Origin of the sequence: Leisingera sp. JC1 (genome assembly GCF_001679925.1) — a bacterium.
GTDB lineage: Bacteria > Pseudomonadota > Alphaproteobacteria > Rhodobacterales > Rhodobacteraceae > Leisingera.
Map to the genome: position 1 here is coordinate 57,417 of NZ_LYUZ01000114.1, position 24,665 is coordinate 82,081.

Below are 24,665 nucleotides of genomic sequence, written 5' to 3' on the forward strand. Positions count from 1 at the left end.
GAGGGGCAGCGCCTCTTGCTCCCTTACCCGTTCAGCGCATCCAGACGTGCAGTCACGGACAGACCATGCGCTTCCAGGCTTTCGCTTTTTGCAAGCACCTCGGCTGCCGGGCCGATGGCCCGCAGCGAATCCAGGGTCATCTGGCTCAGCGTGGTACGCTTGAGGAAATCCATCACCGACAGGCCGGAAGAGAACCGGGCGGAGCGCGCCGTCGGCAGCACGTGGTTCGGGCCGCCAACGTAGTCCCCGATTGCCTCGGGGGTGTACTGGCCCAGGAAGATTGCGCCGGCATGAACTGTCTTTTCGCTGAGGGCAACCGGATCGGCAACGCACAGTTCCAGGTGCTCCGGTGCAATACGGTTCGACAGCACCGCCGCTTCATCCATATCCCGCACCGTTATGACGGCACCGAAGTCGCGCCAGGAGGTGCCAGCAATGGCGCGGCGCTCCAGTGTTTCCAGGCGCTTGTCTACGGCCTCAGCCACCGCACGGCCAAAGGTTTCGTCATCTGTGATCAGGATCGATTGGGCGCTTTCGTCGTGTTCGGCCTGGCTCATCAGGTCCAATGCGATCCAGTCCGGGTTGTTGTCCTTGTCCGCGATAACCAGGATTTCCGAAGGCCCTGCAATCATGTCGATCCCGACCTTGCCGAACACCCGCCGCTTGGCTGCGGCGACAAAGGCGTTGCCGGGGCCGGTGATCTTGTCGACCGGCGCGATGCTCTGGGTGCCATAGGCCAACGCCGCTACCGCCTGCGCGCCGCCGACGCGGTAGATCTCATCCACGCCCGCCAGCCGTGCCGCCAGCAGCACCAGTGGATTCACCTGCCCGTCCGGGGTCGGCACCGTGATGGCCAGCCGTTCCACACCGGCAACCTTGGCCGGGATCGCGTTCATCAGAACCGAGGAGGGGTAGGAGGCCAGCCCGCCCGGCACATAAAGCCCGGCGGCGGAGACCGCCGACCAGCGCCAGCCTAGCGTTGCGCCGCTCTCGTCCGTCCACTGCGCATCCTCGGGCATCTGGCGCGCGTGGTAGGCCCGGATGCGTTCTGCCGCCAGTTCCAGGGCCTTGCTTTCCTCTTGCGGAACATCGGCGATGGCTGCATCCACCTCGGCCTCGGTGAAACGCAGCTGCGATGCGTCCAATTCCAGCCGGTCGAACTTTGCCGTCAGCTCCACCAGCGCCGTATCGCCGCGGGCACGGACATCCGCGATGATCCCGGCCACGATGGCGTCCACATCCGGGCTGTCCTCGCGCTTGGCGCCCAGAAGGGCGGTGAAGGACTGTTCAAAACCGGTATCAGAGGTGTTCAGAAACTGCGGCATCGGGATCTCCTTTGGCCCCCGCATATCCGCAAGGGGGCAGAGCCTCAAGATTTATGCGCGGGGCCGGTGCAATTGGACGCAAGCGGCGGGGCACTGCCCTGCAGGTCCGACTGAAAAGGGGCGTTGCCCCTCTTGGCCTTACGGCCAATTCACCCCGGGGGTATTTGGAACCAGAAAGAAGCGGCAGGTCAGCGTAAGGACTTGCGCATCGGGATGCAGGGGGTGCCGCAGCATCCGCCGGCCTCTTCGGCCGTCTGCCAGCCGTGCTTTCGGTAGAATTCCAGCGCTGTCCGGGTGGCATCAAGGCGGCCTTCGATATGGCCATCGCGCAGCAGTTCCGCTTCCAAATGTGCCAGCATGGCGGTGCCAGTGCCCCGGCCGGCAGCGGCAGGGTCAACATACAGCAGGGAAATGGAGCCGTCCGGAGACAGCCCGCCCACGGCTCCGGTCTCTCCGCCGTGGTCTGCCAGCCAGTAGCGCCCGGGTCCAGCAATCCAGCCGCGGATCTGTTCCGGCGTTTTATTGGCGGTCCATTCCGCAATCCGGTCCGCATCGCCGCCGTGGTCCGCCGTGCACAGGTCCTGGATCGAGGCGATGAGCACCCGGCTCATGGCAAAGACGTCAAAAACCGTGGCGCGGCGAATCTCCAGTGGTGCCGCTGGGGCGGCAAAGGCCTGGGAAATACCGCGCTTGTTCTGCATGGCTCAGGCGCCGTGTTCAGGCGCCTTGCCCGAAGGCGCCTGGTAGGGGCGTGTGACGTCGCGCAAGGACACCTCCAGCGCCTCAACGGACAGGCGGACAGCACCATCGCCGGCAAGGGTGAGCAGAACATGGCCTGCCCCGTCTTCACCCGGCTCGAAGGTGACAGAGAGCAGCGACAGAATCAGATCCTTGTCCTTGCGGTCCACACCTTGCGAGGAAACGCCCAGCACATTGTCCACCACCAGCAGCGACTGCACCCGCTCAAAAGACCGGCCGCGCCGCTCCGCCGCGTCGCGGTCTTCCCAGCGGAACCGGTTCACCAGAAGCGCAAAGCGGCGTTCAGACGCGCGCCAGCTCATTTCAGTGACCGGAAACACTGCGTCCTGCAGCAGCGAGGACAGCACCTTGAGGTCATCTTCCTCCAGCGCGCCCAGGTTCAGCGGCGCTTCGCGGCCGTCCTCAAAGCTGGCATCCGTCATGACTGCTCCTTGATCCGCTCGATCTTTGCGCCAACACCGGACAGCTTACGCACCACATGTTCATAGCCGCGGTCCAGGTGATAGACCCGGCTCACCTTGGTTTCGCCTTCTGCCGCCATGCCGGCCAGGATTAGCGAGACAGAGGCTCGCAGGTCGGTGGCCATTACCGGGGCGCCCTTCAGCTTCTCGACACCGGTCACCGTGGCATGGCCGCCATGCACCTCGATCTCGGCACCCATACGCACCAGTTCCGGCGCATGCATGAAACGGTTCTCAAAGATCTTCTCTTCCAGAATAGAGGTCCCTTCGGCAGTGCACATCAGCGCCATCATCTGCGCCTGCAGGTCGGTCGGGAAGCCCGGGAAGGGCTCGGTGACCACATCCACAGCCCGGACCCGGCCGTTCTTGCGGCTGACGGTCAGGCTGTTCTCGTTTTCGGTAATCTCGATGCCCGCAGCCTCCAGCTTGGTGCAAAAGCTTTCCAGCAGGCTGCGGCGGCCGCCCAGCAGCTCCACCTCACCGCCGCAGATTGCAGGGGCCAGCATATAGGTGCCCAGTTCAATCCGGTCAGTCACCACCTGATGCGTGGCGCCATGCAGGCGGTCGACGCCCTGAATGGTGATGTCGGGGGAGCCGTCACCTTCGATCTGCGCGCCCATCTTGCGCAGGCAGTCGGCCAGATCGACGATCTCCGGTTCGCGCGCTGCATTCTTGATAACGGTGGTGCCCTTGGCGAGCGTGGCTGCCATCATGATGTTTTCGGTCGCCCCGACAGAGGCAAAGCTCAGCTCCACCACCGCGCCTTTCAGGCCCCCCGGCGCCTTGGCGTGCAGGTAGCCGTCCTTCAGTTCAATCTCAGCACCCAACGCTTCCAGCCCATGGATATGCAGGTCCATCGGACGCGCGCCGATCGCACAGCCGCCGGGCAGCGACACCACGGCCTGGCCCAGCCGCGCCAGCATAGGGCCCAGCACCAGGTTCGACGCGCGCATTTTGCGGACGATGTCATAGTCGGCGACATGGCTGGTCAGGTCATGGCTCGACATCGCCAGCACCTGGCCGTCCTGCAGGCTGGACACTTCGGCGCCCAGCGATTGCAGCAGCAGCGTCATCGTCTTGATGTCGCTGAGGCGCGGCGCATTGGTCAGCGTCAGTGGTTCCTCGCTCAGCAATGTTGCCGGCATCAGGGTAAGGCAGGCGTTTTTGGCCCCTGCGATCGGAATTTGCCCGTTCAGCGGGCCATTCCCGGTTACCAGAATCGAATCCATCTGCTCTTACTCTCCACTCTTGCCCGTATCCTGGTCCTGCTTGTCTGCCCGCGCCTTGGCCTGTGCCTTGCGCCGGGCCATGTTAGCCTTCAACGCTGCCTTCAGCCGGTCTTCGCGCGATGCTGCGGAACCGTCGTTTTTAGGTGATTTCTTCTCTGCCATAAGACTTCTGTAACTTAGTGCGAAAAAACCGTCCAGAATGGTCTTGCACCCCCCAGCGTTTATGCCTAAAAGCCCCCTCACCGGCGCTGCTGTAGCTCAGAGGTAGAGCACTCCCTTGGTAAGGGAGAGGTCGAGAGTTCAATTCTCTCCAGCAGCACCATTAATCACTGAAATCGCTGAATTTTTTGCCTGACCCAAGTGTTGGGCCGATTGCGTTTCATGCGCTGGATTTGTGCGTTTCAGGGGCTCTGCCGGGGCGTTCAGAAGCCCATTTCAGGATTCTGCATCGGACGGGCATTTGCGAATCGGTTTTCATGTCCCTGCAGCACCGCGCCGCCAAGGGGAACGGGTAAGCGCCGCCGCCGGATATGTCCTGCCTCGGGCATGGTGCCACAAGCGCGGCAAGAGATTCGGGCGGGGCTGACTTCCGGCTGATGCGGTGATGCCTCCGGTTCGGCAGCCTGAGCTCTCACCTGGCTGCCCGCACTTCAATTTCATATTTTTGAATATTTACGTTTTTCAAATCAGCAGCCGTGGAAATGATTCAGATCAAGGTGCCAGCCGCGCCGCTTTTCCATGGTGGCGCTGGCAGCGCTGAAGCCGGACGACTGAAAAGATGGATCTGACATCACTGTTAGAAGGCCATCGGGCACCGCCGGACCAACCTGCAAAAGCTTGCACAGCAGGCTGCGGTCAGACCGCAAACCGATTGTGTGATTATTTAGCCAAGGAGGACACCTATGTCCGAACAGCCAACCAAAGCCGAAGAGAGGAACACCTTTCTGTTCCTTGCAGTGGTCCTGGCGCCAGTTCTGGCAGTGGGAATCGTCGGCGGATACGGCCTGATCATCTGGATCTCGCAGATCTTCCTGGGACCGCCGACAGGTTAAGGGCCCAAGCCAATGCCAGCACATGCCAGCACAGCCCCCTCGCGGCGCGCATTCCTGACCGGACGGGTGGCCCGCCCGGCCCCGGAATTCCGCCCGCCCTGGACGGATGAGGCCCGGGTGCAGGCGTATTGCACCAGCTGCAATGCCTGCGTGGAAAGCTGCCCGGAGAACATTATCGGGTTCGACAGCCGCAACCGCCCGCGGATCAGTTTCCGCGGCGGCGAATGCACCTTCTGCGCGGCTTGCGCCGAAGCCTGCCCCGAACCTGTGTTCGATCTGGAGCAGCCGGCGGCCTGGCCGGTCACAGTAGAGATCACCGGCAGCTGCCTGAACGCCGCCGGAATTGCCTGCCAGCTGTGCACGGACATCTGCGACCCGCGCGCCTTGCGGATGGACCTGTCGGTCCGCCCGGTGGGTGCCATTCAGGTGGATACCGGCGCCTGCACCGGTTGCGGTGCTTGCCTCGCCACCTGCCCGAACCACGCCATCGCCATCCGCGATCCCCGCCAGCAAAGGACGCCCGCGTGACCGAAGAAATCCATATCTCCAGCCTGCTGGTGCGCAGTGACCCGGCGCAGATGGAGGCCGTTCAGGCCGCCATCCAATCCATGCCGCGCGCCGAGATTTCGCAAACCGCCCCCTCGGGCAAGATCGTGGTCCTGTTCGAAGCCGACAGCGATCGGGCCATCGGTGATGCGCTCGCCAAAATACAGCTTCTCGACGGCGTCGCCAGCGCGGCGCTTGTCTTCCATCAAACCTGCGATGCGCAGGACCTCGTCATTGAAGAAGGAGTCCTCCAATGAACGGACCCAAGACTGGCCCCAAAACTGGCCTGACCCGCCGCGACGCCATCAAGGCGCAGGCAGCCGCTGCCGCGGCGCTTGCCGCCGGCCTGCCGGTTCCCGCGGCCGCGCAGAACCTTGTCACCGACGCCAGCGTGACTGAACTGAAATGGTCCAAGGCGCCCTGCCGTTTCTGCGGCACCGGCTGCTCGATCATGGTGGCCACCAAGGCCGGCCGCGTGGTTGCCACCCACGGCGACACCCAGGCAGAGGTCAACCGCGGCCTGAACTGCGTCAAGGGCTACTTCCTGTCCAAGATCATGTATGGCGCCGACCGCCTGACCACGCCTTTGCTGCGCAAGACCAATGGCGAATATGACAAGAACGGCGAGTTCACCCCGGTGTCCTGGGATGAGGCCTTCGACATCATGGCCGAGAAGTGGAAGAAAACCCTGGCCGAGAAAGGCCCCGAGGGCATCGGCATGTTCGGCTCCGGCCAGTGGACCGTCTGGGAGGGCTACGCCGCTTCCAAGCTGATGAAGGCGGGCTTCCGCTCCAACAACATCGACCCCAACGCCCGCCACTGCATGGCTTCAGCCGTGGGCGGCTTCATGCGGACCTTCGGCATCGACGAGCCGATGGGCTGCTATGACGACTTCGAGAACGCCGACGCCTTCGTGCTGTGGGGCTCGAACATGGCGGAGATGCACCCGATCCTGTGGACCCGCATCACCGACCGCCGGTTCAGCCACCCGCATGTCAAGGTGGCGGTGCTGTCGACCTTCACCCACCGCAGCTTCGACCTGGCCGACATCCCGGCGGTGTTCACCCCGCACACGGATCTGGTGATGCTGAACTACATCGCCAACTACATCATCCAGAACGGCGCGGTGAACGAGGGTTTCGTCTCCAAGCACGTCAACTTCAAGCGCGGCAACCAGGACATCGGCTATGGCCTGCGGCCTGAGCACCCGCTGGAGCAGATGGCCGAGAACGCGGGCAAGGCCGGCGGTGCGTCGGATATGACGTTCGAGGAATTCGCCGAGTTCGTTTCCGAATACACGCTTGAAAAAGCGTCGGAAATGTCCGGTGTACCGGCTGAGACGCTGGAAAAAATCGCCAAGCTTTATGCCGATCCGGACACCAAGGTGATGTCGCTCTGGACCATGGGCGTGAACCAGCACACCCGCGGTGTCTGGGTCAACAACATGATCTACAACATCCACCTGCTGACCGGCAAAATCTCCACCCCCGGCAACTCGCCGTTCTCGCTGACCGGCCAGCCGTCGGCCTGCGGCACCGCGCGCGAGGTCGGCACCTTTGCCCACCGCCTGCCTGCCGACATGGTGGTCAAGAACCCCGAGCACCGCGCCAAGGCAGAGAAGATCTGGAAGCTGCCCGAAGGCACCGTTCCCGGCTGGGTCGGCTCCCACGCGGTGAAACAGAACCGCGACCTGAAGGACGGCAAGATCAACTGCTACTGGGTGCAGGTGAACAACAACATGCAGGCCGCCCCCAACATGATGGAGGAAGGGCTGCCGGGCTACCGCAACCCCGACAACTTCATCGTGGTGTCGGACGCCTACCCGACGGTGACGGCAGAAGCCGCCGACCTGATCCTGCCCGCCGCTATGTGGGTGGAGAAGGAAGGCGCCTATGGCAACGCCGAGCGCCGCACCCAGTTCTGGTATCAGCTGGTCAACGCGCCGGGTGAATCCAAATCCGACCTGTGGCAGCTGGCGGAATTCTCCAAGCGCTTCACCACCGATGAGGTCTGGCCTGCCGAAATCCTGGACGCCAATCCCGAATACAAGGGCAAGACCCTGTTCGAGGTGCTGTTCGCCAACGGCAAGGTCGACCAGTACGAGCTGACCGAGAAGGCAATCGAATACGGCAACCACGAATCCGAGGACTTCGGCTTCTACATCCAGAAGGGCCTGTTCGAGGAATACGCCGAGTTCGGACGCGACCACGGCCACGATCTGGCACCGTTCGACACCTACCACGAGGTGCGCGGCCTGCGCTGGCCTGTGGTGAACGGCAAGGAAACCCAGTGGCGCTTCAAGGAGGGCTCCGACCCCTATGTGACTCCGGGCGCGGATTACGAATTCTACGGCAAGCCCGACGGGAAGGCGGTGATCTTTGCGCTGCCTTATGAGCCGCCGGCGGAAAGCCCGGACGAGGAATACCCGATGTGGCTGGCCACTGGCCGCGTGCTGGAGCACTGGCACTCCGGTTCGATGACCCAGCGGGTGCCCGAGCTGTACCAGGCCGTCCCGGACGCGCTTTGCTACATGCACCCTGACGATGCCAAGGCCCAGGGTTTCCGGCGCGGTACTGAGGTGCGGGTGATCTCGCGGCGCGGTGAAATCCGCACCCGGATTGAAACCCGCGGCCGCAACAAGCCGCCCAAAGGCCTGGTCTTTGTGCCCTGGTTCGATGCGCGTCGGCTGATCAACAAGGTCACGCTGGACGCCACCGATCCGATCTCGAAACAGACGGACTTCAAAAAATGCGCAGTCCGTATCGAAGCAGTGTGAGGCCCGTCATGAAACATCTCCGTCTCGCCATCCTGGCTGTTCCGGTTTTTCTGGCCACCGCAGCCTTCGCCCAGAACCAGGTCGCCACGCTGCGCAACACCGCGCCGCTGGACCAACAGGGCGAAGCCACCCAGATCCCCGGCATCGTCAACACCGACATCCGCCAGGTGCGCAACTACCCGGATCAGCCGCCGCTGATCCCGCACAAGACCGACAACTACCAGGTCGATCTGAACTCCAACAAATGCCTGACCTGCCACAGCCGCACCGCCGTGGAGGTCAGCCAGGCGCCGATGATCTCGGTCACCCACTTTATGAACCGCGAGGGCCAGACTCTCGGCGCGGTCAGCCCGCGGCGCTATTTCTGCACCCAGTGCCACGTGGTGCAGACCAACGCCCGGCCGCTGGTTGAGAATGAGTTCGTCGATGTTGACAAGGTGATCGACTACGTCAAGACACAGCAGGGCGGGGCGGACTGATGTGGAATTTCCTCAAACGGCTCTGGTGGATCATCAGGCGTCCCAGCGCCTATTTCTCGCTCGGCTTCCTGACCATGGGCGGCTTTGTGATGGGGATCATCTTCTGGGGCGGCTTCAACACCGCGCTTGAGGTCACCAACACCGAGGCCTTCTGCACCAGCTGCCACGAAATGCGCGACAACGTGTTCGAGGAGCTGAAGCCGACGATTCACTACTCCAACAGCTCCGGTGTCCGCGCGTCCTGCCCGGACTGCCACGTCCCGCACAACTGGACCAACAAGATCGCCCGCAAGATGCAGGCCTCCAAGGAGGTCTGGGGCAAGATCTTCGGCACCATCAACACGCGGGAGAAATTCCTGGAGCACCGGCTGGAACTGGCGCAGCACGAATGGGCGCGGCTTGAGGCGAACGACAGCTTGGAATGCCGCAACTGCCACTCGGACGAGTCGATGGACATTACCCGGCAGTCCAAGCGGGCCGCGGATGCGCATGAACGCTTCCTGTTCACCGGTGAGAAGACCTGCATCAGCTGCCACAAGGGCATCGCCCACCAGCTGCCCGACATGGCTGCGGCCGAAGGCGAGGACCACGCGGGCCTGCTGGCCCCGGCCCACGGTGAGGGTCTGCTGGCCAGCACCCGCAGCTATCTGGGTCTGAGCAGCGACTGACGCTGCCAGCCCCGCAAAACACTAAAAAGGCCGCTGCCCATAGGGACAGCGGCCTTTTTAGTGTCTGTTTTCAGGCTCAGCCTTAAAGCGGGATGCTGCCCAGATGATCCGCGCCGCGTTCCCGCGCCAGCTTCATCTGCTTCTGCCGCTCGCGGAACCGCGCCTTGTCCTCTTCCGAGGTCTGATCGATGCACTGATGGCAGCTGACACCCTGCTCGAACTCGGGGCGCGCCTTGTCCTCTGGCAGGATCGGGCGGCGGCAGCCGTGGCACAGCTCATGCGGGCCTTCCACCAGCCCGTGGCCGACCGACACCCGGTTGTCGAAGACAAAGCATTCGCCTTCCCAGGTGCTGTTGTCCGCCGGCATTTCTTCCAGATAGCGCAGGATGCCGCCCTTCAGGTGATAGACATCCTCCACCCCCTGGCCCAGCAGGTAGTTGGTGGATTTTTCGCAGCGGATGCCGCCGGTGCAGAACATTGCAACCCGCTTGTTATGAAAGCGGTCCTTGTTCTCTTCCCACCAGGCTGGGAAATCGCGGAAACTCTCGGTCTTGGGGTCGATCGCGCCCTCGAAGGTGCCGATTGCCACCTCGTAATCGTTGCGGGTGTCGATCAGGACAACATCGTCCTGCCGGATCAGGTCGTTCCACTCTTCCGGCTCGACGTAATGCCCGACAGAGGCCAGCGGATCGACGTCCGGCTGCCCCATGGTCACGATCTCTTTCTTCAGCCGCACCTTCATCTTGCCGAACGGCGGCTCGGCGGCGGTGGCTTCTTTCCACTCCAGCCCCGCGCAGCCCGGCAGCAACTTGATATGCGCCAGCACCGCGTCGATGCCTGCGCGCGGGCCTGCAATGGTGCCATTGATCCCTTCATGCGCCAGCAGCAAGGAGCCTTTGACGTCTTGCGCCTGGCACAGGTCCAGCAGCGCCGGCCGGATCGCGGCGGGATCAGGGAAACGGGTGAAGTGATAGAGAGCAGCAATCGTGTACATGCCCCGCCCTTAGAACCATGCGCCGGGGTTTTCAAGTGAAAGAACCCGCCCCGACGCACCAATAAAACAAGGGCTTTGGATGCATGTTTTTGCCTTGCGTCTGCGCCGTCCTGCAGCAACAGTTCCCTTGATCCGCACACACCGCTAGATGTTGTGTGCACAGCAAAGGAGATGCCGATGACGCAGGCCTTGATCGTTGTCGATGTGCAAAACGATTTCTGCCCCGGCGGCGCGTTGGCGGTGCCCGGCGGGGACCAGGTGGTGGCCCCGATCAACGCAATGATGGACCACTTCGATGCGGTCATACTGACACAGGACTGGCACCCGGCAGGGCATTCCTCCTTTGCCTCCTCGCACCCGGGCAAAGCGCCGTTTGAAACCACGGACATGCCCTATGGCACCCAGGTACTGTGGCCGGACCACTGCGTTCAGGGCACTGAGGGCGCGGCCTTCCACCCGGCATTGCGCACCGATGGCGATCTGATCATCCGCAAGGGCTTCAGGCCGGCGATCGACAGCTATTCCGGTTTCTTCGAGAACGACCAGACGACGCCCACAGGGCTGGAGGGGTACCTGCGCAGCCGCGGCATCACACATCTGACCCTGGCCGGGCTGGCCACCGATTTCTGCGTTGCCTTCACCGCACTGGATGCGGCGCGCCTGGGGTTCGGCGTGACGGTCCAGCTGTCCGCTTGCCGCGCCATCGATCTGGATGGCTCTCTCAAGTCGGCTTTGACGCAAATGGAGGAGGCAGGGGTGGGGCTTCAATCATGAGTTGAGGTTTCCAAATATTAACCAGTTACAGTTAACACTGGCAGGGAGTCCGGACAGCAAGGCTGACTGATGAACGTAGAGAAGGGGCCGCATGCCGGCCCATTGGCCAGCTATGAAAGAAAGTACAGCTCGCTTGAGCTGATGCTGCGCTATGCCAGAGGGCGGTACAAAACTTTCTGGGCACGCCAGGTCTTTGTCTTCGGTGTTTGCCTCTTGCTGGGCCTTGCGACAGATATAATCATCGGCACTTTCGGCTTCCTTGCTGCATTGATCGGGGATTGCGCCGACAGCTACTGCCTATGGCGGCTGCCGATCCTGGCGGCCAAGGGTGTCTCCGAACGGAGGCTGCGGCTTCTGTCCACCGTCTCTGCCGCGGTTTATGGGTTGGGGATGAGCATCTGCGCCACCCTGCCTTACTGGCCCTGGGTGGAGGCCGGGGTCGATACCGATCATCACCTGGACATATTGTTCACCCTCGCCTTCCTTGCCGGCATTGCGATGAACGCCGCAATCACCCTGCCGTATCACCGCCCGGCCGCAGTCGTCTGGATGGTGCTCTTCTGTGCCGTGCCTGCCGCCATGCTCGCAGTAGACCTGATTGCGGGCGGCGGCTTTACCACTGAATGGCAGTTGCATGCTGTCGGTATCGTTACTTTGACCGGTTTCATGTTCTGGCTGGCAGACTATGGGCGCCGGACCTTTGAAAACACCCGCCAGTACAATCTTGCCACCGCAACCCAGCAGCAGGAGCTGGAGGCGGCAAATGCTCGTTTGGTGGAACAGCGGAAGGAAGCCCGGCGCCTGGCGCTGATTGCCGAAAATGCCAATGATATCGTTCGTCTGCTGGACCGGGATGGCAGAACGCTGTGGGCCAATGGAACCTTCACCCGCGTCACAGGCTTCACTTTGGAGGAGGCCAAAGGCCGCCCGCTGGGAGAACTGATATTTCATCCGGACATTGACCCGGCCGCGGCCGAAGCTATCGAGAAGGGGCGCGCAGCCGGCGCGTCCTTCCGGGTTGAAATCCTCAACCAGCGCAAGGATGGAACGCCGTTCTGGCTGGAAACCAACCAGGTGCCAGTGCTGAACGCCCAGGGGGAGGTCGAATCCTTTGTTGCGGTGGAGCGTGATGTCACTGCCGCCAAGGAGCACGCCGAGCAACTGGAACAGGCGCGCGTTGCGGCAGAAGAAGGCGCCCGCGCCAAGTCGGACTTCCTTGCCACCATGAGCCACGAGATCCGCACTCCGATGAACGGGGTGATCGGCATGGCACAGCTTTTGCGCGATAGCGGCCTCAGCAAGGAGCAGGCCCTTTATGCCGATACCATCCTGAATTCAGCCGACATGCTGCTGGGGCTGATCAATGACGTTCTGGACTTCTCCAAGATGGACGCGGAGGAAATCACGCTCAGCCCTGCAAACTTCGACCCCCGTGCCTGTTTTGAAACCACAATCCGCCTGCTGCAGGCCCAGGCGGATGCCAAGGCACTGGAACTGGCGCTGGAGATTCAGGAAGACCTGCCCTTGCGGCTGTGCGGTGATGACCGGCGGATCCGGCAGATCCTGATGAACCTTGCCGGCAATGCGATCAAGTTCACCAAACAGGGCCGGGTTTCGGTGGCGCTGGGCGGTACCCCGGCGGCGGGCGGGTATGAGCTGACGTTCTCGGTTACAGATAGCGGCATTGGCATCGCCGAGGACAAGCTGGGGGACGTATTCGAACGGTTTTCGCAGGCCGACGCTGCCATCAGCCGCCGGTTCGGCGGCACCGGCCTGGGGCTGGCCATTTCCCGCCGCCTGGCGGAGGCCATGGGCGGCGGCATCGCGGTGTCCTCGGAATTGGGCAGGGGGTCCTGTTTTGCGGTGCGGCTGCTCCTGCAGAATGCGCAGGAGGAAGCCGCTGCGCAGCCGGAGCCGGATGCCCCTGGCGACACTGCGGCGCTGGACGGCCTGCGGGTGCTGGTCGCCGAAGACAACGCCGTGAACCGGCTGCTGGTGGAGAAATTCCTGAACACCGCGCCGGTCGAACTGGCCTTTGCCCAGGATGGCCGCGAGGCGGTCGCGCAATTCGAATCTTTCGGTCCGGATGTCGTCCTGATGGACATGTCGATGCCGGAAATGGACGGGCTGGAAGCCACCCGAGCAATCCGTGCTTTGGCACGGCCGCAGCCAGTGATCGTGGCGCTGACAGCCAATGCCTTTGACTCCGACCGCAAGGCCTGCCTGGCCGCCGGCATGGACGACTTCATGAGCAAGCCGATCAGCAAGCCCAGGCTGCTGGCGCTGCTGGCCCGGCTGGCGCCGCAGGCGCAAAGCCGCCGCGCGGGCTGATCTCCTTGCCCCGGCTGCCGCGCTGTCCTATCAATCAGTGACCCTTATGCACGAGGCCGCCGGTGGACATTGCAACCCGCGTCTACAATCACAAATGGAAAATCGACCCGATCGTCCGGTCGCTGATTGATACTGATTTCTATAAGCTTCTGATGTGCCAGTCGGTGTTTCGCAACAAGCCGGACACCACCGTCACCTTCTCGCTGATCAACCGTTCGGCGCATGTGCCGCTGGCCAAGCTGATCGACGAGGGCGAGCTGCGCGAGCAGCTGGATCACATCCGCTCGCTGTCTCTCAGCCGCGGCGAAAGCACCTGGCTGCGGGGCAACACCTTTTATGGCAAGCGGCAGATGTTCCGCCCCGATTTCATGGAGTGGTTCGAGGGCCTGCGCCTGCCACCCTATCATCTGGAGCGCAAGGGCGACCAGTATGAGCTGACGTTTGAGGGCAAATGGCATGAAGTGATGCTGTGGGAAATCCCGGCGCTCGCGGTGCTGATGGAGTTGCGCAGCCGCGCTGTCATCAACAGCATGGGCCGGTTTGAGCTGCAGGTGCTCTATGCCCGCGCCATGACCCGCGTCTGGGAAAAGATCGAACGCCTGCGCGAGGTGGAGGGCCTGACCATCGCCGATTTCGGCACCCGCCGCCGCCATTCCTTCCTTTGGCAGGACTGGTGCGTGCAAGCGATGATCGAGGGGCTGGGCGACAAATTCACCGGCACCTCCAACTGCCTCATTGCCATGCGCCGGGAGGTGGAAGCGATCGGCACCAACGCCCATGAACTGCCGATGGTCTATTCCGCGCTTGCCGGCAGCGACGCGGAACTGGCGCAGGCGCCCTATGACGTTCTGTCCGATTGGCATGACGAGCACGAGGGCAACCTGCGCATCATCCTTCCGGACACCTATGGAACCCAAGGGTTCCTTGACCGCGCGCCGGACTGGCTGGCCGGCTGGACTGGCATCCGCATCGACAGCGGCGATCCGGCCAAGGGCGCCGAGGTGGCGATCAACTGGTGGAAGGAGCGCGGCGAGGACCCGGCAGAGAAACGGGTGATCTTCTCCGACGGGCTCGACGTGCAGCAGATCCAGGATCTGCACGCGCAGTTTGCCGGCCGCACCAAGGTCTCTTTCGGCTGGGGCACGCTGCTGACCAACGACTTCCGCAGGCTGGTGCCGGATGACGCGCTTGCGCCGTTCTCTCTGGTCTGCAAGGCGGTTGCTGCCAACGGACGGCCCACCGTGAAACTGTCCGATAACCCGGAAAAAGCGATGGGCCCGGCAGAGGAAATCGCCCGCTACAAGCGCGTTTTCGGTGTCGGAGATCAGGAGCGGCAGGCGGTAATCGTCTGATAACACTTCGCCGGTCTTGCGGCGGATTTTCAGTGACACAATACAATTAGTGGCAGAGTCTCTGTCCAAATGTTTCGCGCGCGAAACATTTGGACATAATGGCTGACCTATTTTCAGATACTACCCGTGATGCGCCGCCACGGTCTTCAGCTGCGAGAACCCATACAGTGCTTCAAAGCCTTTCTCCCGCCCGTGGCCGGATTTCCCGACCCCGCCAAACGGCAGCTCCACCCCGCCGCCGGCGCCATAGTTGTTGAGGAACACCTGGCCTGCCTTCAGCTTCTTCGCAAGCCGCATCTGCCGCGCCCCGTCGCGTGTCCAGACGCTGGCGACAAGGCCATAGTCGGTGGCATTGGCAATCCGCAGCGCGTCTTCTTCGGTCTCAAACGGGATCAGCACCTGCACCGGGCCAAAGATTTCCTCCCGCGCCAGCACATGGTCCTCAGGCACATCCGCAAACAGGGTGGGGCGAACATAGGCGCCGCTTTCTGGCGCATTGGCAACGATTGCCCCTTGTGCTGCCACCGGCAGGTCCGCGCCCTGTTTGAGGTAGTCTTCGACAATCTGCTTCTGCCGGGCGGAGATCAGCGGCCCGACCCGCAGGTCCTCCGCCGCAGGCCCCACGGTCAGCGCGCCATAGGCCTCTGCCATCCGCGCCTTTACCTCCTCATACACTCCGCGCTGCACCAGGATGCGCGAGGAGGCGGAGCAGGTCTGGCCCGCGTTCTGGATGCCCGCGTTCACAAGGAAGGGCAGGGCAGCGTCCAGATCAGCATCATCAAACACCAGCTGCGGAGATTTGCCGCCCAGCTCCAGCGTCACCGGCACCACATTGGCCCCCGCCGCCTGCTGCACCAGCGCGCCCGTGCGCACTGACCCGGTGAAGGAGATATGATGCACGCTGGGATGCCCGGCCAGCGCCGCGCCGGCCTCGGCCCCCAGTCCCGGCACCACGTTCAGCGCCCCCGCGGGCAATCCTGCTTCCATCGCGATATGGGCAAAGGCCAGGGCGGTCAGGCAGGCCTCCTCCGCCGGTTTCAGCACGCAGGCATTGCCCATCGCCAGTGCGGCCCCCACGGAACGGCCGATGATCTGCATCGGGTAATTCCAGGGCACGATATGCCCGGTCACCCCATGCGGCTCCCGCAGGGTATAGACGGTGTAGCCATCGAGATAGGGGATGGTTTCCCCCATCACCTTGTCTGCCGCGCCGCCGTAGAACTCGCAATACCGCGCCAGCGCCACCGCGTCTGCGCGTGCCTGGGTCAGCGGCTTGCCCACGTCCATCGCCTCAATCACCGCCAGCAACTCTACCCGCTCCAGCACGAACTGGCCGATCCGGGTCAGGATGCGGCCCCGCTCCAGCGCGGTCATACGGCCCCAGGCGCCGTCCAGCGCCGCCTCTGCTTCCAGCACCGCGGCCTCGATATCCGCCGCGCCGCCGCGGGCGATCCGGCAGGTTTCGCTGCCGTCGGAGGGGTTCACCAGCGGCAGCGCGCCGCCGCTTGCCGCGGGCAGCCACTTGCCGCCAATGAGGCAAAGCGCGGGATTGAACCAGAGGGGATCAGACATGCTGGGGGCTCCTTTCGAGGCCGTCGAGATCGGGCAGCACCGGGGCTGCGGCGATCAGCTGGCGGGTGTAGGGGTGCTGGGGATTGCTGAACACGGCTTCGATGCCGCCCTGCTCGACGATTTCGCCCTGTTTCATCACCAGGCAGCGGTCGGTGACCGTGCGCACCACGCTGAGGTCGTGGCTGATGAACAGGTATGTCAGTGAATAGGCCGCGCACAGCTCTGCCAGCAGGTCGAGGATGCGGGCGCGGACGGAGACATCTAGGGCGGAGACCGCCTCGTCAAAGATGATCAGCTCCGGCTTTGTGATCAGGGCGCGGGCGATGGCGATGCGCTGGCGCTGGCCGCCGGAGAACTGGTGGATGTATTTGCCGGCATCTTCCGGCGTCAGCCCGACGGCACTCAGGGTCTCGGCAATCAGATCCCTGCGCGCGGCGCCGGTTGGCGGTTCGGGCAGCGTATGGAACGGTTCGGTGATCAGCCGCTCCACGTGGTGGCGCGGGTTGAAGCTGCCGTAGGGGTCCTGAAACACCACCTGAACCTTGCGCCGAATCGCCGGCTCAAGGTGAGTCGTGACGGCTTCCCCGTCCAGCCGGATCTCGCCGCCTTGCAGCGGCTCCAGCCCCAGAATCGCCCGTGTCAGGGTCGATTTTCCGCAGCCTGACTCACCCACCAGCCCCAGCCGCTCGCCGCGGTTCAGGGTGAAGGAGACATCGTTCACGGCGCGGAAGCTGCCGGGTTTTGCAAACAGCGACGGGCGCGGGGTCTTGTAGTCGCGGACCGCGTTCCTCACCTCCAAGAGCGGCGCCGGGGCGGGCGGCTCCGGCAGAGCCACCTGATGGCTGGAGGCCTCAAACAGCATTCGCGTGTAGGGGTGGCGCATGTTCCGGAGCAGCCAGCCGGTGTGGCCGGTCTCCACCACCTCGCCGTGGCGCATGACACCGATCCGGTCGGCCAGATCCGCCACCACCGCCAAGTCATGGGTGATGATCAAAAGGCCCATGCCATAGTCCTGCACCAGGTCCTTGAGCAGTTCCAGGATCTGCGCCTGCGTGGTCACATCCAGCGCGGTGGTTGGCTCATCCGCGATCAGCAGCTTCGGGCGCAGGGCAATGGCCATGGCAATCACCACCCGCTGGCGCTGACCGCCCGACAGCTCATGCGGATAGCGCGACAGCGGAAAGCGGTCCTGTGGCAGGCCGACCCGCTCCAGCACCTCCCGCGCGCGGGCCTCGGCCCGGTCGCGCGGCATTGCCTTGTGGATCAGGATCGTTTCCATCACCTGTTCGCCGATGGTTTTCACCGGGTTCAGCGCGGTCATCGGCTCCTGGAACACCATGCCGACGGACTGGCCGCGGATGGCGCACATCTTCGCCTCGGACTGCTCCAGAAGCTGGGTGCCCTCCAGGGTGACATAGCCCTTGGCCTCGGCCCGTTCCGGCAGCAGCTGCATCACAGCCAGCGCGGTCATCGACTTGCCGGAGCCGCTCTCGCCGGTGACGGCAACAATCTCGCCCGGATCAACGTGGAAGGACACGTCCTTCAGGACCTGAAAGGCGCCGATTCTGACCGACAGATTGGTGACGTCCAACAGGGTCATGCGCGGGCCACCCGCAGCTTCGGGTCCAGATGGTCGCGCAAGCCGTCGCCCAGCAGGTTCAGCCCCAGAACGGTGATGATGATGGCAAGGCCCGGCACCAGCGCCAGATGCGGGGCAAAGCTGACCATGGTCTGCGCATCGGCCAGCATCCGTCCCCAGCTGGGGGTGGGCGGCTGGGCGCCGAGGCCGACATAGCTGAGGCCGGCTTCGGCCAGGATACCGAGCGAAAACTGGATGGTGCCCTGCACGATCAAGAGGTTCATCACGTTGGGCAGGATATGCTCGGCTGAGATCCTTGCCGCGCCCTTGCCGGCCACCCGTGCGGCCAGGATGAACTCGCGTTCCCACAGGGACAGCGCCGCGCCGCGGGTGATGCGGGCAAAGACGGGGATGTTGAAGATGCCGATGGCGATGATGGCGTTGACCGCCCCGGCGCCAAGCACGGCGGTGATCAGGATGGCGATCACCAGCGACGGGAAGGCGAAGACCAGATCGTTGCCGCGCATGATCCCCTCATCCAGCCAGGATCCCTTGCGCGCCGCCGCCGCCAGCCCCAGCGGCACGCCGGCGCCCATGCCGATGCCGACGGCCACCAGCGCCACGGCGATGGAGGTGCGGGCGCCCACCATGATCATCGACATCAGGTCGCGCCCGAAGTGATCCGTGCCCAGCCAGTGCTGCGTATTCGGTGTCTGCAGCTTGGCCGGGATGTTCATCGCGGCGTGGTCAAACGGTGTCCACAGGAACGACACCGCCGCCGCCAGCAGCACCAGAGAGGACAGAACTCCGCCAAGGATCAGATTGCGGGTCATGTCCGGCTCCTGAGGCGCGGGTCGACCAGTGCATAGGCGAGGTCGACCAGGAAATTCACCGTGATGACGGCAAAGACCAGCAGCATCACAACCGACTCAACCACGATCAGATCACGCGACGAAATCGCCTGGAACACCAGCCGCCCCAGCCCAGGCAGGTAGAACACCTGCTCGATGATGATGGCGCCCGCCAGCAGGAAGGAAAACTGCAGCCCGATGATGGTCAGCACCGGGATCAGGGCGTTCCTGACCCCGTGCCGCCACAGCGCCTGGCGGCGGCTGAGGCCCTTGGCGCGGGCGGTGCGCATGAAATCCTCGCCCAGGATGTCCAGCAGCGCTGAGCGCATCACCCGCGTCAGGATCGCCGCCTGCGGCAGCGCCAGCGCGATGGCAGGCAGGGTGAGCGCATGAAGCCCCGCCCACAGCCCTGCCTCCCCGCCCGGAAACCCGCCTGCACCGAACCAGCGCAGATTGATGGCAAACACCAGCACCAGCATCATCGCAAACCAGAAGTTCGGCACCGCAACCCCTAGCTGGGTGGCCCCCATCACCGCCATATCGCCGGGCTTGCCGCGGCGGGCGGCGGCGTAGATGCCGGCCGGAAAGGCAATGAGGGTGGAGAGCGTCAGCGCATACAGCGCCAGCGGCAGCGACACCCACAGCCGGTCCGCGATCATTCCCGCAACCGGCGTGCGGTAGGTGTAGGAGGTGCCGAAATCACCGCTCAGCATGCCTGCCGCCCAGCTGAGGTAGCGCGCCAGCTTGCCCTGATCCAGCCCCAGTTCCGTGCGCAGCGCGGCAATTGTATCGGGCTGCGCATTGACCCCCAGCATGAAGGAGGCCGGGTCGCCCGGCGCCACCTCCACCACGAGGAAGATCACCAGCGAGGCAACGGCCAGGCTGAGGACCAGTGAAATCAGGCGTTTCAGGGCATAACGCAGCATGGCTGCCACGTTAGGAGGGCCGGGCGTCGCGGTCCAGAGGGGAGAGAGGGGCGGGCCGCGTTGCACGCAAATAAGCGCCCGTTCTCAGCGGGTTGAGCGCCTGGAACCGGTAAATCGTGCGGCTATCGCACGGTGTCCCGGGCCCGCGCCGGTGCGCAGGGGCTTTCGCCTCGAGCGCCGTGCAGGCTATGACTATGCCATGCTGTCCCGCCCCCTGTTCATCGGATCGGAAATCTACCGCGCCTCATCTTATGGCCGCACCCATCCCTTGCGGGTGCCGCGGGTTTCGACCGTGATGGACCTGTCCCGCGCGCTGGGCTGGCTGCCGGACGCGGTCTATGTGAATTCGCCCCGCGCCAAACCGGCGGCGCTGACCATCTGGCACACGCCCGAATACGTCGCGGCGCTGCTGGCGGCGGAGGCGGCGCAGGAGGTCAGTGCAGAGGTCCGCGCCCGGCATCATCTGGGCACCATTTCCAATCCGGTTTTCCCGGAGATCTTCCGCCGTCCGGCCACCGCCGCGGGCGGTTCGATCCTGGCGGGCGAGCTGCTGGCGGATGGCGGTATCGTCTACAACCCGGCGGGCGGCACTCATCACGGGATGCCGGACCGGGCCAACGGCTTCTGCTATCTGAACGATCCGGTGCTGGCGATGCTGTCGCTGCGCCACCACGGCGCCCGGCGCATCGCCTATGTGGACATCGACGCCCATCACGCCGACGGGGTGGAGCATGGCTTTGCCGGCGATGCGGATGTGCTGATGATCTCGGTGCATGAGGAAAACCTCTGGCCCAAGACCGGCACGCTGACCGATGACGCGGGCGGTTCTGCGCTGAACCTTCCGGTGCCGCGCGGCTTCAATGACGATGAAATGGCGCATATCCGCGACGCGTTGATCCTGCCGGCGGTGGAGGCCTTTGGCCCGGATGCCATCGTGCTGCAATGCGGTGCGGATGCCGTCACTGAAGACCCGTTGCCGCATCTGGATCTGTCGAACAACGCCCATTGGGCGGTGGTGCGGGCGCTGATGGGGATGGCACCGCGGTATCTGGTGCTGGGCGGCGGCGGCTATAACCCTTGGTCGGTCGGGCGGCTATGGACCGGGGTGTGGGCCACGTTGAACGGGTTCGAGGTGCCGGAGAGGCTGCCAGCTGCGGGCGAAACGGTGCTGCGCGGGCTGGAATTCAACGGCAACCGGCTGGGCCGCAACCCGCCGGAGCATTGGTTCACAACGCTGCGCGACCAGCCGCGCGGCGGGGAAGTGCGGCAGGAGATCCGAGAGCGGGTGGCGTACCTGCAGGACAGATATTTCAAGGGTTAGCGCAGCATCTGCAGAATGCCAGGCGCAGACTGTGCCTCGCTAAGATGTGACCAGAAACTTCAGCACCGCAAAGCCGACGATGGCCGCATAGCCGATGGGGTAGATCCACTTCAGCGCGTAATTGTCGAGCTTTCGGGCCAGGGTCTCGCGCCCGGCCAGCTTAAGCCGGCGCAGCACCACGTTGAAGACGATGATCGCACCTGTGGCAAGGAACATCCACTGCAGGATGAAATCAAGAAATGTCAGGTATCCCAGCTTGGGCAGATCCGCCGAAATCGCCCAGTTGAATGCCACAAAGACCAGCAGGTTAGCACCCGAGATTTCGATCCGCTTGCGGTACTCGTCTAGGAAGAAGACCGACCAGCTGACGGTGATCAGCACAAACATGGGGAGGAATACCCGGATCAGGTAGTAGGTGATGTGCCTGCTGCCTTCGAACACCAGCGTGATCTGATCGCTGTCATTCCCGGAAATCCCTTCGGTATCGGTTTTGATCAGGCGTGCGTTCCCAAGAATCCACTCTTCCTCGCCCAGCATGCCGCCCAGCCCGGAGTGTTGGTTCAAGGGATAGTAGCTCACGAATTCCGCCGGCAGCACTGATGCGATTTCGAACTGGAACCGCTGGGTGTCGAACGGGTACTTGCGGAAATCAAAATACGGCGCCTGCAGCGTCAGCGAGGATTTTTCAACATAGACCACATGGCCATCTGAGCGGACACCGGCTGCGGATTGGTGAATCCAGCGGTTGGATTGCTGGTTCTGGATCACAAAGACCGGAATGACTGCACCCGCGGATGTGGCGTAATCCGCCAGCGCATCAGGTTGGAATATGCGGTAATTCCGCCCGAACGCGCCGGGATCGAAAGCCAGGGCCGGGTCTGTCCATTCGGCCCGGATGACCGCGACTGCGCCATAGTTTTCGGCTTTCTGGTCGACGTTGACGATCTGGTCGATCTTGATTCCGATGCCCACTTCCAGCGGAGTTTCGGGTTTTCCGGTCACCCCTTCCAGTATTCCCGACAGCTCTTGCTGCGCCCAGGCTGGCCAGGCAAGGCAGCCAAAACACACCGCAGCCAGAGCCAGAAGGCGGATGAGGGGCTGGAAGATACCGGATACGATCATACTCAAGCTGCCAATTCACAAGAGAAACCGCGAAGCCCGGCCAGCGAGGGCTTCGCGGGAGTACTGTTACTCCGCCCAGCTGAGCGCGCTGAGGTCGATGGCGGCCGTGGGGGCGTTCTCCCACAGCCCCTGCAGCCCGGCCTTGGCCACCCCCAGCTTGGCCAGCTGGAACAGGTAGCCGTTCACGTAATCCTTTGCGATCATTTCCTGTGCCTCTTGCAGCAGTGCGGTGCGGAGGTCCGGGGCGGTGGTGGTGTCCAGCTTGGCCATCAGTTCCTGGAAGGATTTGCTGTCGTACTGGAAATAATACTCGGGCCGGGCATAGATGCCGATGTCCATCGGCTCAGTGTGGCTGACGATGGTCAGGCCAAAACTCTTGCCGCGGAACACGCTTTCCAGCCATTGCGCCCATTCGACGTTGATGATCTCGGCCCTGATCCCCACTTCCGCCAGCTGCGCCGCAACAATCTCGCCGCCGCGGCGGGCGTAGGAGGGAGGCGGCAGGTGCAGCGTGGTCTCGAACCCGTCCGGGAAGCCCGCCTCCGCCAGCAGCGCCTTTGCCTGCTCCGGGTCGTAAGAGGACGCGCCGGTCAGGTCCTTGTAGGCCGGGTGGTGCGGCGCAAAATGGGTGCCGATCGGGGTGCCATAGCCGAACATGGCACCGTCGATGATCGCCTGCCGGTCGATGGCATGGGCCAGGGCTTGCCGCACCCGGATGTCATCAAACGGCGGCTGCTTGTTGTTGGTGGACAGGATCGTCTCGCCCTCGGTCGAGCCGACCAGCACCTGGAACCGCGGATCGGCGTCAAACTGCGGCAGGTTCTCCGGCGCGGGGAAGTTGTCAAAGGCGTCAATGTCTTCGGCCATCATCGCGGCAAAGGCAGCGGTGGGGTCGGAGATGAACTTGAAGGTGGCCGAGGCCAGGGCAGGCTGGTCGCCCCAGTAGTCCGGGTTGCGCGCCAGGGTGATGCGGTCGCCCTGCACCCATTCCTGGAACGTATAGGCGCCTGTGCCGACCGGATTGGTCTTGATGTCTTCAATGCTTTCCGGTGCGACGATCACCGCGTCGCCCCAGGCCAGGTTGAACAAGAGGCTGCCGTTCGGCGCCTCCAGCGTGACCTGCACAGTCTGCGGGTCCAGTGCCTCCACCGAAACGATCCCCTCGAACAGCGCCTTCTGCGCGTTGGTGCTGTCCTCGGCACGGGCGCGGTCGAGCGAGAATTTCACGTCTTCCGCATCCAGCGCGCTGCTGTCGTGAAAGGTCACGCCCTCACGCAGCTTGAACGTATAGACGGTGCCGTCCCCGGAGATTTCCCAGCTTTCTGCCAGCCCCGGCACCACCGATCCATCACCCATGAAGCGCGTGAGCCCCTCGAAGATGTTGCTGTAGACCACCGAGTCGATGGCCTGAGCGGCAGCGCTGGTCGGGTCCAGATGCGGCGGCTCCAGCTGCATGGCGATGGTGACGCTGTCCTTGGCCCAGGCGCCGCCCGCCATCAGCGCCAGCGTGGAACTGGCGGCAAGAACAAAGGATCTGAAGGCCATTGGAAATCTCCCTGTTTGCAATCTGCGGGCCTCAAAATGGCGCCCATTGGAAACGAGTTTCCCTGTTTCCCGAACGTAATCAAGGGCGCGGGACATTTCGCGCACTGGAAGCACGCCGCGTTAATTGGTAATCCGGGCGCTATTCGAACAGCGGACAGGAAGCCATGAGCGCGACAGCCAAGAAACAGGCGCCCAACGCCGAAGACATCCGGGCCCGAAAGGGCGGCACCCCTTTGGTGAGCCTGACGGCTTATACCACGCCGATGGCCCGGCTGATGGACAAGCACTGCGACTTTGTGCTGGTCGGCGACAGTGTCGGCATGGTGCTGCACGGGCTGACCTCCACCCTGGGCGTCACGATGGAAATGATGATCCTGCATGGCCAGGCGGTCGCCCGCGGGCTGGAAAAGGCGATGCTGGTTATCGACATGCCCTTCGGCTCCTATGAGGAAGGCCCGCAGCAGGCGTTCCGCAATGCCGCCCGGCTGATGGCGGAGACCGGCTGCGCCGCGGTCAAGCTGGAAGGCGGCGTCGAGATGGCCGAGACCATCCGTTTCCTGGTCAAGCGCGGCATTCCGGTGATGGCGCATATCGGGCTGACGCCGCAGTCGATCAATACCCTGGGCGGTTACAAGGTGCAGGGCCGCGATGCGCAGGCCGAGGCGGTTCTGGCAGATGCCCGCGCGGTGGCGGATGCCGGGGCGTTCTCCGTCGTGCTGGAGAAGGTGCCGCAGAATCTGGCTGACCAGATCACCGCAGAGGTGGCTATTCCCACCATCGGCATCGGCGCCAGCGCAGGCTGTGACGGGCAGATCCTGGTGGTCGATGACATGCTGGGCTTCTTCACCGCCTTCAAGCCGAAATTCGTTAAACGCTACGCCGACCTTGGCCCGCTGGCGGAGGCCGGCATTGCCGAATACGCCGCCGAAGTGCGGGCGCGTTCCTTCCCCGCAGCGGAGCATGTGTTCGCTGACCAAGCGCCCTCCAAAGGATGAGTGCTGGC

General features: G+C 63.6%; 23 protein-coding genes and 1 tRNA gene. 12 read left to right on the forward strand and 12 right to left on the reverse strand.

Annotation, left to right across the window (positions count from 1 at the left end):
* Positions 1-23: 23 nt before the first annotated feature.
* The 5 genes from hisD to A9D60_RS26665 form a co-directional block, all read right to left on the reverse strand.
* On the reverse strand, positions 24-1,325 hold the full coding sequence (hisD, locus tag A9D60_RS18645; protein ID WP_065268977.1) for a histidinol dehydrogenase: 1,302 nt from the start codon (positions 1,323-1,325) through the stop codon (positions 24-26).
* A 188-nt stretch (positions 1,326-1,513) separates the two neighbouring features.
* A complete protein-coding gene (locus tag A9D60_RS18650) occupies positions 1,514-2,026 on the reverse strand; it encodes a GNAT family N-acetyltransferase (RefSeq protein WP_065268978.1) in 513 nt (170 codons plus the stop codon).
* 3 nt (positions 2,027-2,029) lie between these two features.
* Positions 2,030-2,506: a DUF2948 family protein gene (locus tag A9D60_RS18655; RefSeq protein ID WP_065268979.1), complete on the reverse strand. Its 477-nt coding sequence runs from the start codon at positions 2,504-2,506 to the stop codon at positions 2,030-2,032.
* Positions 2,503-3,774 (reverse strand): UDP-N-acetylglucosamine 1-carboxyvinyltransferase, encoded by a 1,272-nt coding sequence (gene murA / locus A9D60_RS18660; RefSeq protein ID WP_065268980.1) that lies wholly within the window; start codon positions 3,772-3,774, stop codon positions 2,503-2,505. Before murA ends, A9D60_RS18655 begins: the two co-directional genes overlap by 4 nt.
* 6 nt (positions 3,775-3,780) lie before the next feature.
* Positions 3,781-3,936 carry a hypothetical protein gene (locus A9D60_RS26665; protein WP_019295060.1) on the reverse strand — a complete coding sequence of 52 codons (156 nt, stop codon included), beginning with the start codon at positions 3,934-3,936 and terminating at the stop codon, positions 3,781-3,783.
* Positions 3,937-4,021: 85 nt separating this feature from the next.
* On the opposite strand from A9D60_RS26665, the gene A9D60_RS18665 reads away from it, so the two are divergent.
* The 7 genes from A9D60_RS18665 to A9D60_RS18700 all read left to right on the forward strand — a co-directional run bounded on the left by A9D60_RS18665 (position 4,022) and on the right by A9D60_RS18700 (position 9,295).
* Positions 4,022-4,096 (forward strand) — tRNA-Thr (locus tag A9D60_RS18665).
* Between the two features lie 580 nt (positions 4,097-4,676).
* Positions 4,677-4,826 carry a periplasmic nitrate reductase, NapE protein gene (napE, locus tag A9D60_RS18675; protein WP_065268982.1) on the forward strand — a complete coding sequence of 50 codons (150 nt, stop codon included), beginning with the start codon at positions 4,677-4,679 and terminating at the stop codon, positions 4,824-4,826.
* 12 nt (positions 4,827-4,838) lie between these two features.
* Positions 4,839-5,354 carry a ferredoxin-type protein NapF gene (locus tag A9D60_RS18680; RefSeq protein ID WP_065268983.1) on the forward strand — a complete coding sequence of 172 codons (516 nt, stop codon included), beginning with the start codon at positions 4,839-4,841 and terminating at the stop codon, positions 5,352-5,354.
* Complete coding sequence (locus A9D60_RS18685) at positions 5,351-5,629, forward strand: chaperone NapD (RefSeq protein WP_065268984.1); 279 nt, start codon at positions 5,351-5,353, stop codon at positions 5,627-5,629. The genes A9D60_RS18680 and A9D60_RS18685 overlap by 4 nt, the downstream gene beginning before the upstream one ends.
* On the forward strand, positions 5,626-8,148 hold the full coding sequence (gene napA, locus A9D60_RS18690; protein WP_065268985.1) for a periplasmic nitrate reductase subunit alpha: 2,523 nt from the start codon (positions 5,626-5,628) through the stop codon (positions 8,146-8,148). The genes A9D60_RS18685 and napA overlap by 4 nt, the downstream gene beginning before the upstream one ends.
* 8 nt (positions 8,149-8,156) lie before the next feature.
* Entirely contained in the window at positions 8,157-8,627 is a 471-nt protein-coding gene (locus tag A9D60_RS18695) for a nitrate reductase cytochrome c-type subunit (protein ID WP_065268986.1), read from the forward strand.
* Complete coding sequence (locus A9D60_RS18700; RefSeq protein WP_065268987.1) at positions 8,627-9,295, forward strand: NapC/NirT family cytochrome c; 669 nt, start codon at positions 8,627-8,629, stop codon at positions 9,293-9,295. Before A9D60_RS18695 ends, A9D60_RS18700 begins: the two co-directional genes overlap by 1 nt.
* Before the next feature lie 82 nt (positions 9,296-9,377).
* Here A9D60_RS18700 and trhO read toward each other — a convergent pair whose 3' ends face one another.
* Positions 9,378-10,289: an oxygen-dependent tRNA uridine(34) hydroxylase TrhO gene (trhO, locus tag A9D60_RS18705; RefSeq protein ID WP_065268988.1), complete on the reverse strand. Its 912-nt coding sequence runs from the start codon at positions 10,287-10,289 to the stop codon at positions 9,378-9,380.
* A 177-nt stretch (positions 10,290-10,466) separates the two neighbouring features.
* Between trhO and pncA the strand changes: the two genes are divergently transcribed.
* The 3 genes from pncA to pncB all read left to right on the forward strand — a co-directional run bounded on the left by pncA (position 10,467) and on the right by pncB (position 14,746).
* The gene (pncA, locus tag A9D60_RS18710) at positions 10,467-11,063 is read left to right on the forward strand and encodes a bifunctional nicotinamidase/pyrazinamidase (RefSeq protein WP_065269098.1); all 597 of its coding nucleotides are present in this window, start codon (positions 10,467-10,469) and stop codon (positions 11,061-11,063) included.
* A 69-nt stretch (positions 11,064-11,132) separates the two neighbouring features.
* Positions 11,133-13,394 (forward strand): PAS domain-containing hybrid sensor histidine kinase/response regulator, encoded by a 2,262-nt coding sequence (locus A9D60_RS18715; protein WP_065268989.1) that lies wholly within the window; start codon positions 11,133-11,135, stop codon positions 13,392-13,394.
* Positions 13,395-13,456: 62 nt separating this feature from the next.
* A complete protein-coding gene (gene pncB, locus A9D60_RS18720) occupies positions 13,457-14,746 on the forward strand; it encodes a nicotinate phosphoribosyltransferase (protein ID WP_065268990.1) in 1,290 nt (429 codons plus the stop codon).
* Positions 14,747-14,866: 120 nt separating this feature from the next.
* Here pncB and A9D60_RS18725 read toward each other — a convergent pair whose 3' ends face one another.
* The 4 genes from A9D60_RS18725 to A9D60_RS18740 are packed head-to-tail and all read right to left on the reverse strand — an operon-like array spanning position 14,867 to position 19,674.
* A complete protein-coding gene (locus tag A9D60_RS18725) occupies positions 14,867-16,318 on the reverse strand; it encodes an aldehyde dehydrogenase family protein (RefSeq protein WP_065268991.1) in 1,452 nt (483 codons plus the stop codon).
* Positions 16,311-17,918 (reverse strand): ABC transporter ATP-binding protein, encoded by a 1,608-nt coding sequence (locus A9D60_RS18730; protein WP_065268992.1) that lies wholly within the window; start codon positions 17,916-17,918, stop codon positions 16,311-16,313. Before A9D60_RS18730 ends, A9D60_RS18725 begins: the two co-directional genes overlap by 8 nt.
* A complete protein-coding gene (locus A9D60_RS18735) occupies positions 17,915-18,730 on the reverse strand; it encodes an ABC transporter permease (protein ID WP_065268993.1) in 816 nt (271 codons plus the stop codon). The genes A9D60_RS18730 and A9D60_RS18735 overlap by 4 nt, the downstream gene beginning before the upstream one ends.
* The gene (locus A9D60_RS18740; RefSeq protein WP_065268994.1) at positions 18,727-19,674 is read right to left on the reverse strand and encodes an ABC transporter permease; all 948 of its coding nucleotides are present in this window, start codon (positions 19,672-19,674) and stop codon (positions 18,727-18,729) included. The genes A9D60_RS18735 and A9D60_RS18740 overlap by 4 nt, the downstream gene beginning before the upstream one ends.
* Before the next feature lie 199 nt (positions 19,675-19,873).
* Here A9D60_RS18740 and A9D60_RS18745 point away from each other — a divergent pair, with 199 nt between their 5' ends.
* On the forward strand, positions 19,874-20,995 hold the full coding sequence (locus A9D60_RS18745; protein ID WP_141117978.1) for an acetoin utilization protein AcuC: 1,122 nt from the start codon (positions 19,874-19,876) through the stop codon (positions 20,993-20,995).
* A 39-nt stretch (positions 20,996-21,034) separates the two neighbouring features.
* On the opposite strand, the gene A9D60_RS18750 is transcribed toward A9D60_RS18745, so the two are convergent.
* The gene (locus A9D60_RS18750) at positions 21,035-22,117 is read right to left on the reverse strand and encodes a hypothetical protein (RefSeq protein WP_065268996.1); all 1,083 of its coding nucleotides are present in this window, start codon (positions 22,115-22,117) and stop codon (positions 21,035-21,037) included.
* A 66-nt stretch (positions 22,118-22,183) separates the two neighbouring features.
* Complete coding sequence (locus A9D60_RS18755; protein WP_065268997.1) at positions 22,184-23,662, reverse strand: ABC transporter substrate-binding protein; 1,479 nt, start codon at positions 23,660-23,662, stop codon at positions 22,184-22,186.
* A gap of 164 nt (positions 23,663-23,826) precedes the next feature.
* On the opposite strand from A9D60_RS18755, the gene panB reads away from it, so the two are divergent.
* Positions 23,827-24,657 (forward strand): 3-methyl-2-oxobutanoate hydroxymethyltransferase, encoded by an 831-nt coding sequence (panB, locus tag A9D60_RS18760; RefSeq protein ID WP_065268998.1) that lies wholly within the window; start codon positions 23,827-23,829, stop codon positions 24,655-24,657.
* The last annotated feature ends 8 nt before the right edge of the window (positions 24,658-24,665 follow it).

What these genes read in the sequence shown, in the direction of transcription:
- hisD (WP_065268977.1), bottom strand. Translation starts at nt 1,325, where the DNA reads ATGCCGCAGTTTCTGAACACCTCTGATACCGGTTTTGAACAGTCCTTC.
- A9D60_RS18650 (WP_065268978.1), bottom strand. Translation starts at nt 2,026, where the DNA reads ATGCAGAACAAGCGCGGTATTTCCCAGGCCTTTGCCGCCCCAGCGGCA.
- A9D60_RS18655 (WP_065268979.1), bottom strand. Translation starts at nt 2,506, where the DNA reads ATGACGGATGCCAGCTTTGAGGACGGCCGCGAAGCGCCGCTGAACCTG.
- murA (WP_065268980.1), bottom strand. Translation starts at nt 3,774, where the DNA reads ATGGATTCGATTCTGGTAACCGGGAATGGCCCGCTGAACGGGCAAATT.
- A9D60_RS26665 (WP_019295060.1), bottom strand. Translation starts at nt 3,936, where the DNA reads ATGGCAGAGAAGAAATCACCTAAAAACGACGGTTCCGCAGCATCGCGC.
- napE (WP_065268982.1), top strand. Translation starts at nt 4,677, where the DNA reads ATGTCCGAACAGCCAACCAAAGCCGAAGAGAGGAACACCTTTCTGTTC.
- A9D60_RS18680 (WP_065268983.1), top strand. Translation starts at nt 4,839, where the DNA reads ATGCCAGCACATGCCAGCACAGCCCCCTCGCGGCGCGCATTCCTGACC.
- napA (WP_065268985.1), top strand. Translation starts at nt 5,626, where the DNA reads ATGAACGGACCCAAGACTGGCCCCAAAACTGGCCTGACCCGCCGCGAC.
- A9D60_RS18695 (WP_065268986.1), top strand. Translation starts at nt 8,157, where the DNA reads ATGAAACATCTCCGTCTCGCCATCCTGGCTGTTCCGGTTTTTCTGGCC.
- A9D60_RS18700 (WP_065268987.1), top strand. Translation starts at nt 8,627, where the DNA reads ATGTGGAATTTCCTCAAACGGCTCTGGTGGATCATCAGGCGTCCCAGC.
- trhO (WP_065268988.1), bottom strand. Translation starts at nt 10,289, where the DNA reads ATGTACACGATTGCTGCTCTCTATCACTTCACCCGTTTCCCTGATCCC.
- pncA (WP_065269098.1), top strand. Translation starts at nt 10,467, where the DNA reads ATGACGCAGGCCTTGATCGTTGTCGATGTGCAAAACGATTTCTGCCCC.
- A9D60_RS18715 (WP_065268989.1), top strand. Translation starts at nt 11,133, where the DNA reads ATGAACGTAGAGAAGGGGCCGCATGCCGGCCCATTGGCCAGCTATGAA.
- A9D60_RS18725 (WP_065268991.1), bottom strand. Translation starts at nt 16,318, where the DNA reads ATGTCTGATCCCCTCTGGTTCAATCCCGCGCTTTGCCTCATTGGCGGC.
- A9D60_RS18730 (WP_065268992.1), bottom strand. Translation starts at nt 17,918, where the DNA reads ATGACCCTGTTGGACGTCACCAATCTGTCGGTCAGAATCGGCGCCTTT.
- A9D60_RS18735 (WP_065268993.1), bottom strand. Translation starts at nt 18,730, where the DNA reads ATGACCCGCAATCTGATCCTTGGCGGAGTTCTGTCCTCTCTGGTGCTG.
- A9D60_RS18740 (WP_065268994.1), bottom strand. Translation starts at nt 19,674, where the DNA reads ATGCTGCGTTATGCCCTGAAACGCCTGATTTCACTGGTCCTCAGCCTG.
- A9D60_RS18745 (WP_141117978.1), top strand. Translation starts at nt 19,874, where the DNA reads ATGCTGTCCCGCCCCCTGTTCATCGGATCGGAAATCTACCGCGCCTCA.
- A9D60_RS18750 (WP_065268996.1), bottom strand. Translation starts at nt 22,117, where the DNA reads ATGATCGTATCCGGTATCTTCCAGCCCCTCATCCGCCTTCTGGCTCTG.
- A9D60_RS18755 (WP_065268997.1), bottom strand. Translation starts at nt 23,662, where the DNA reads ATGGCCTTCAGATCCTTTGTTCTTGCCGCCAGTTCCACGCTGGCGCTG.
- panB (WP_065268998.1), top strand. Translation starts at nt 23,827, where the DNA reads ATGAGCGCGACAGCCAAGAAACAGGCGCCCAACGCCGAAGACATCCGG.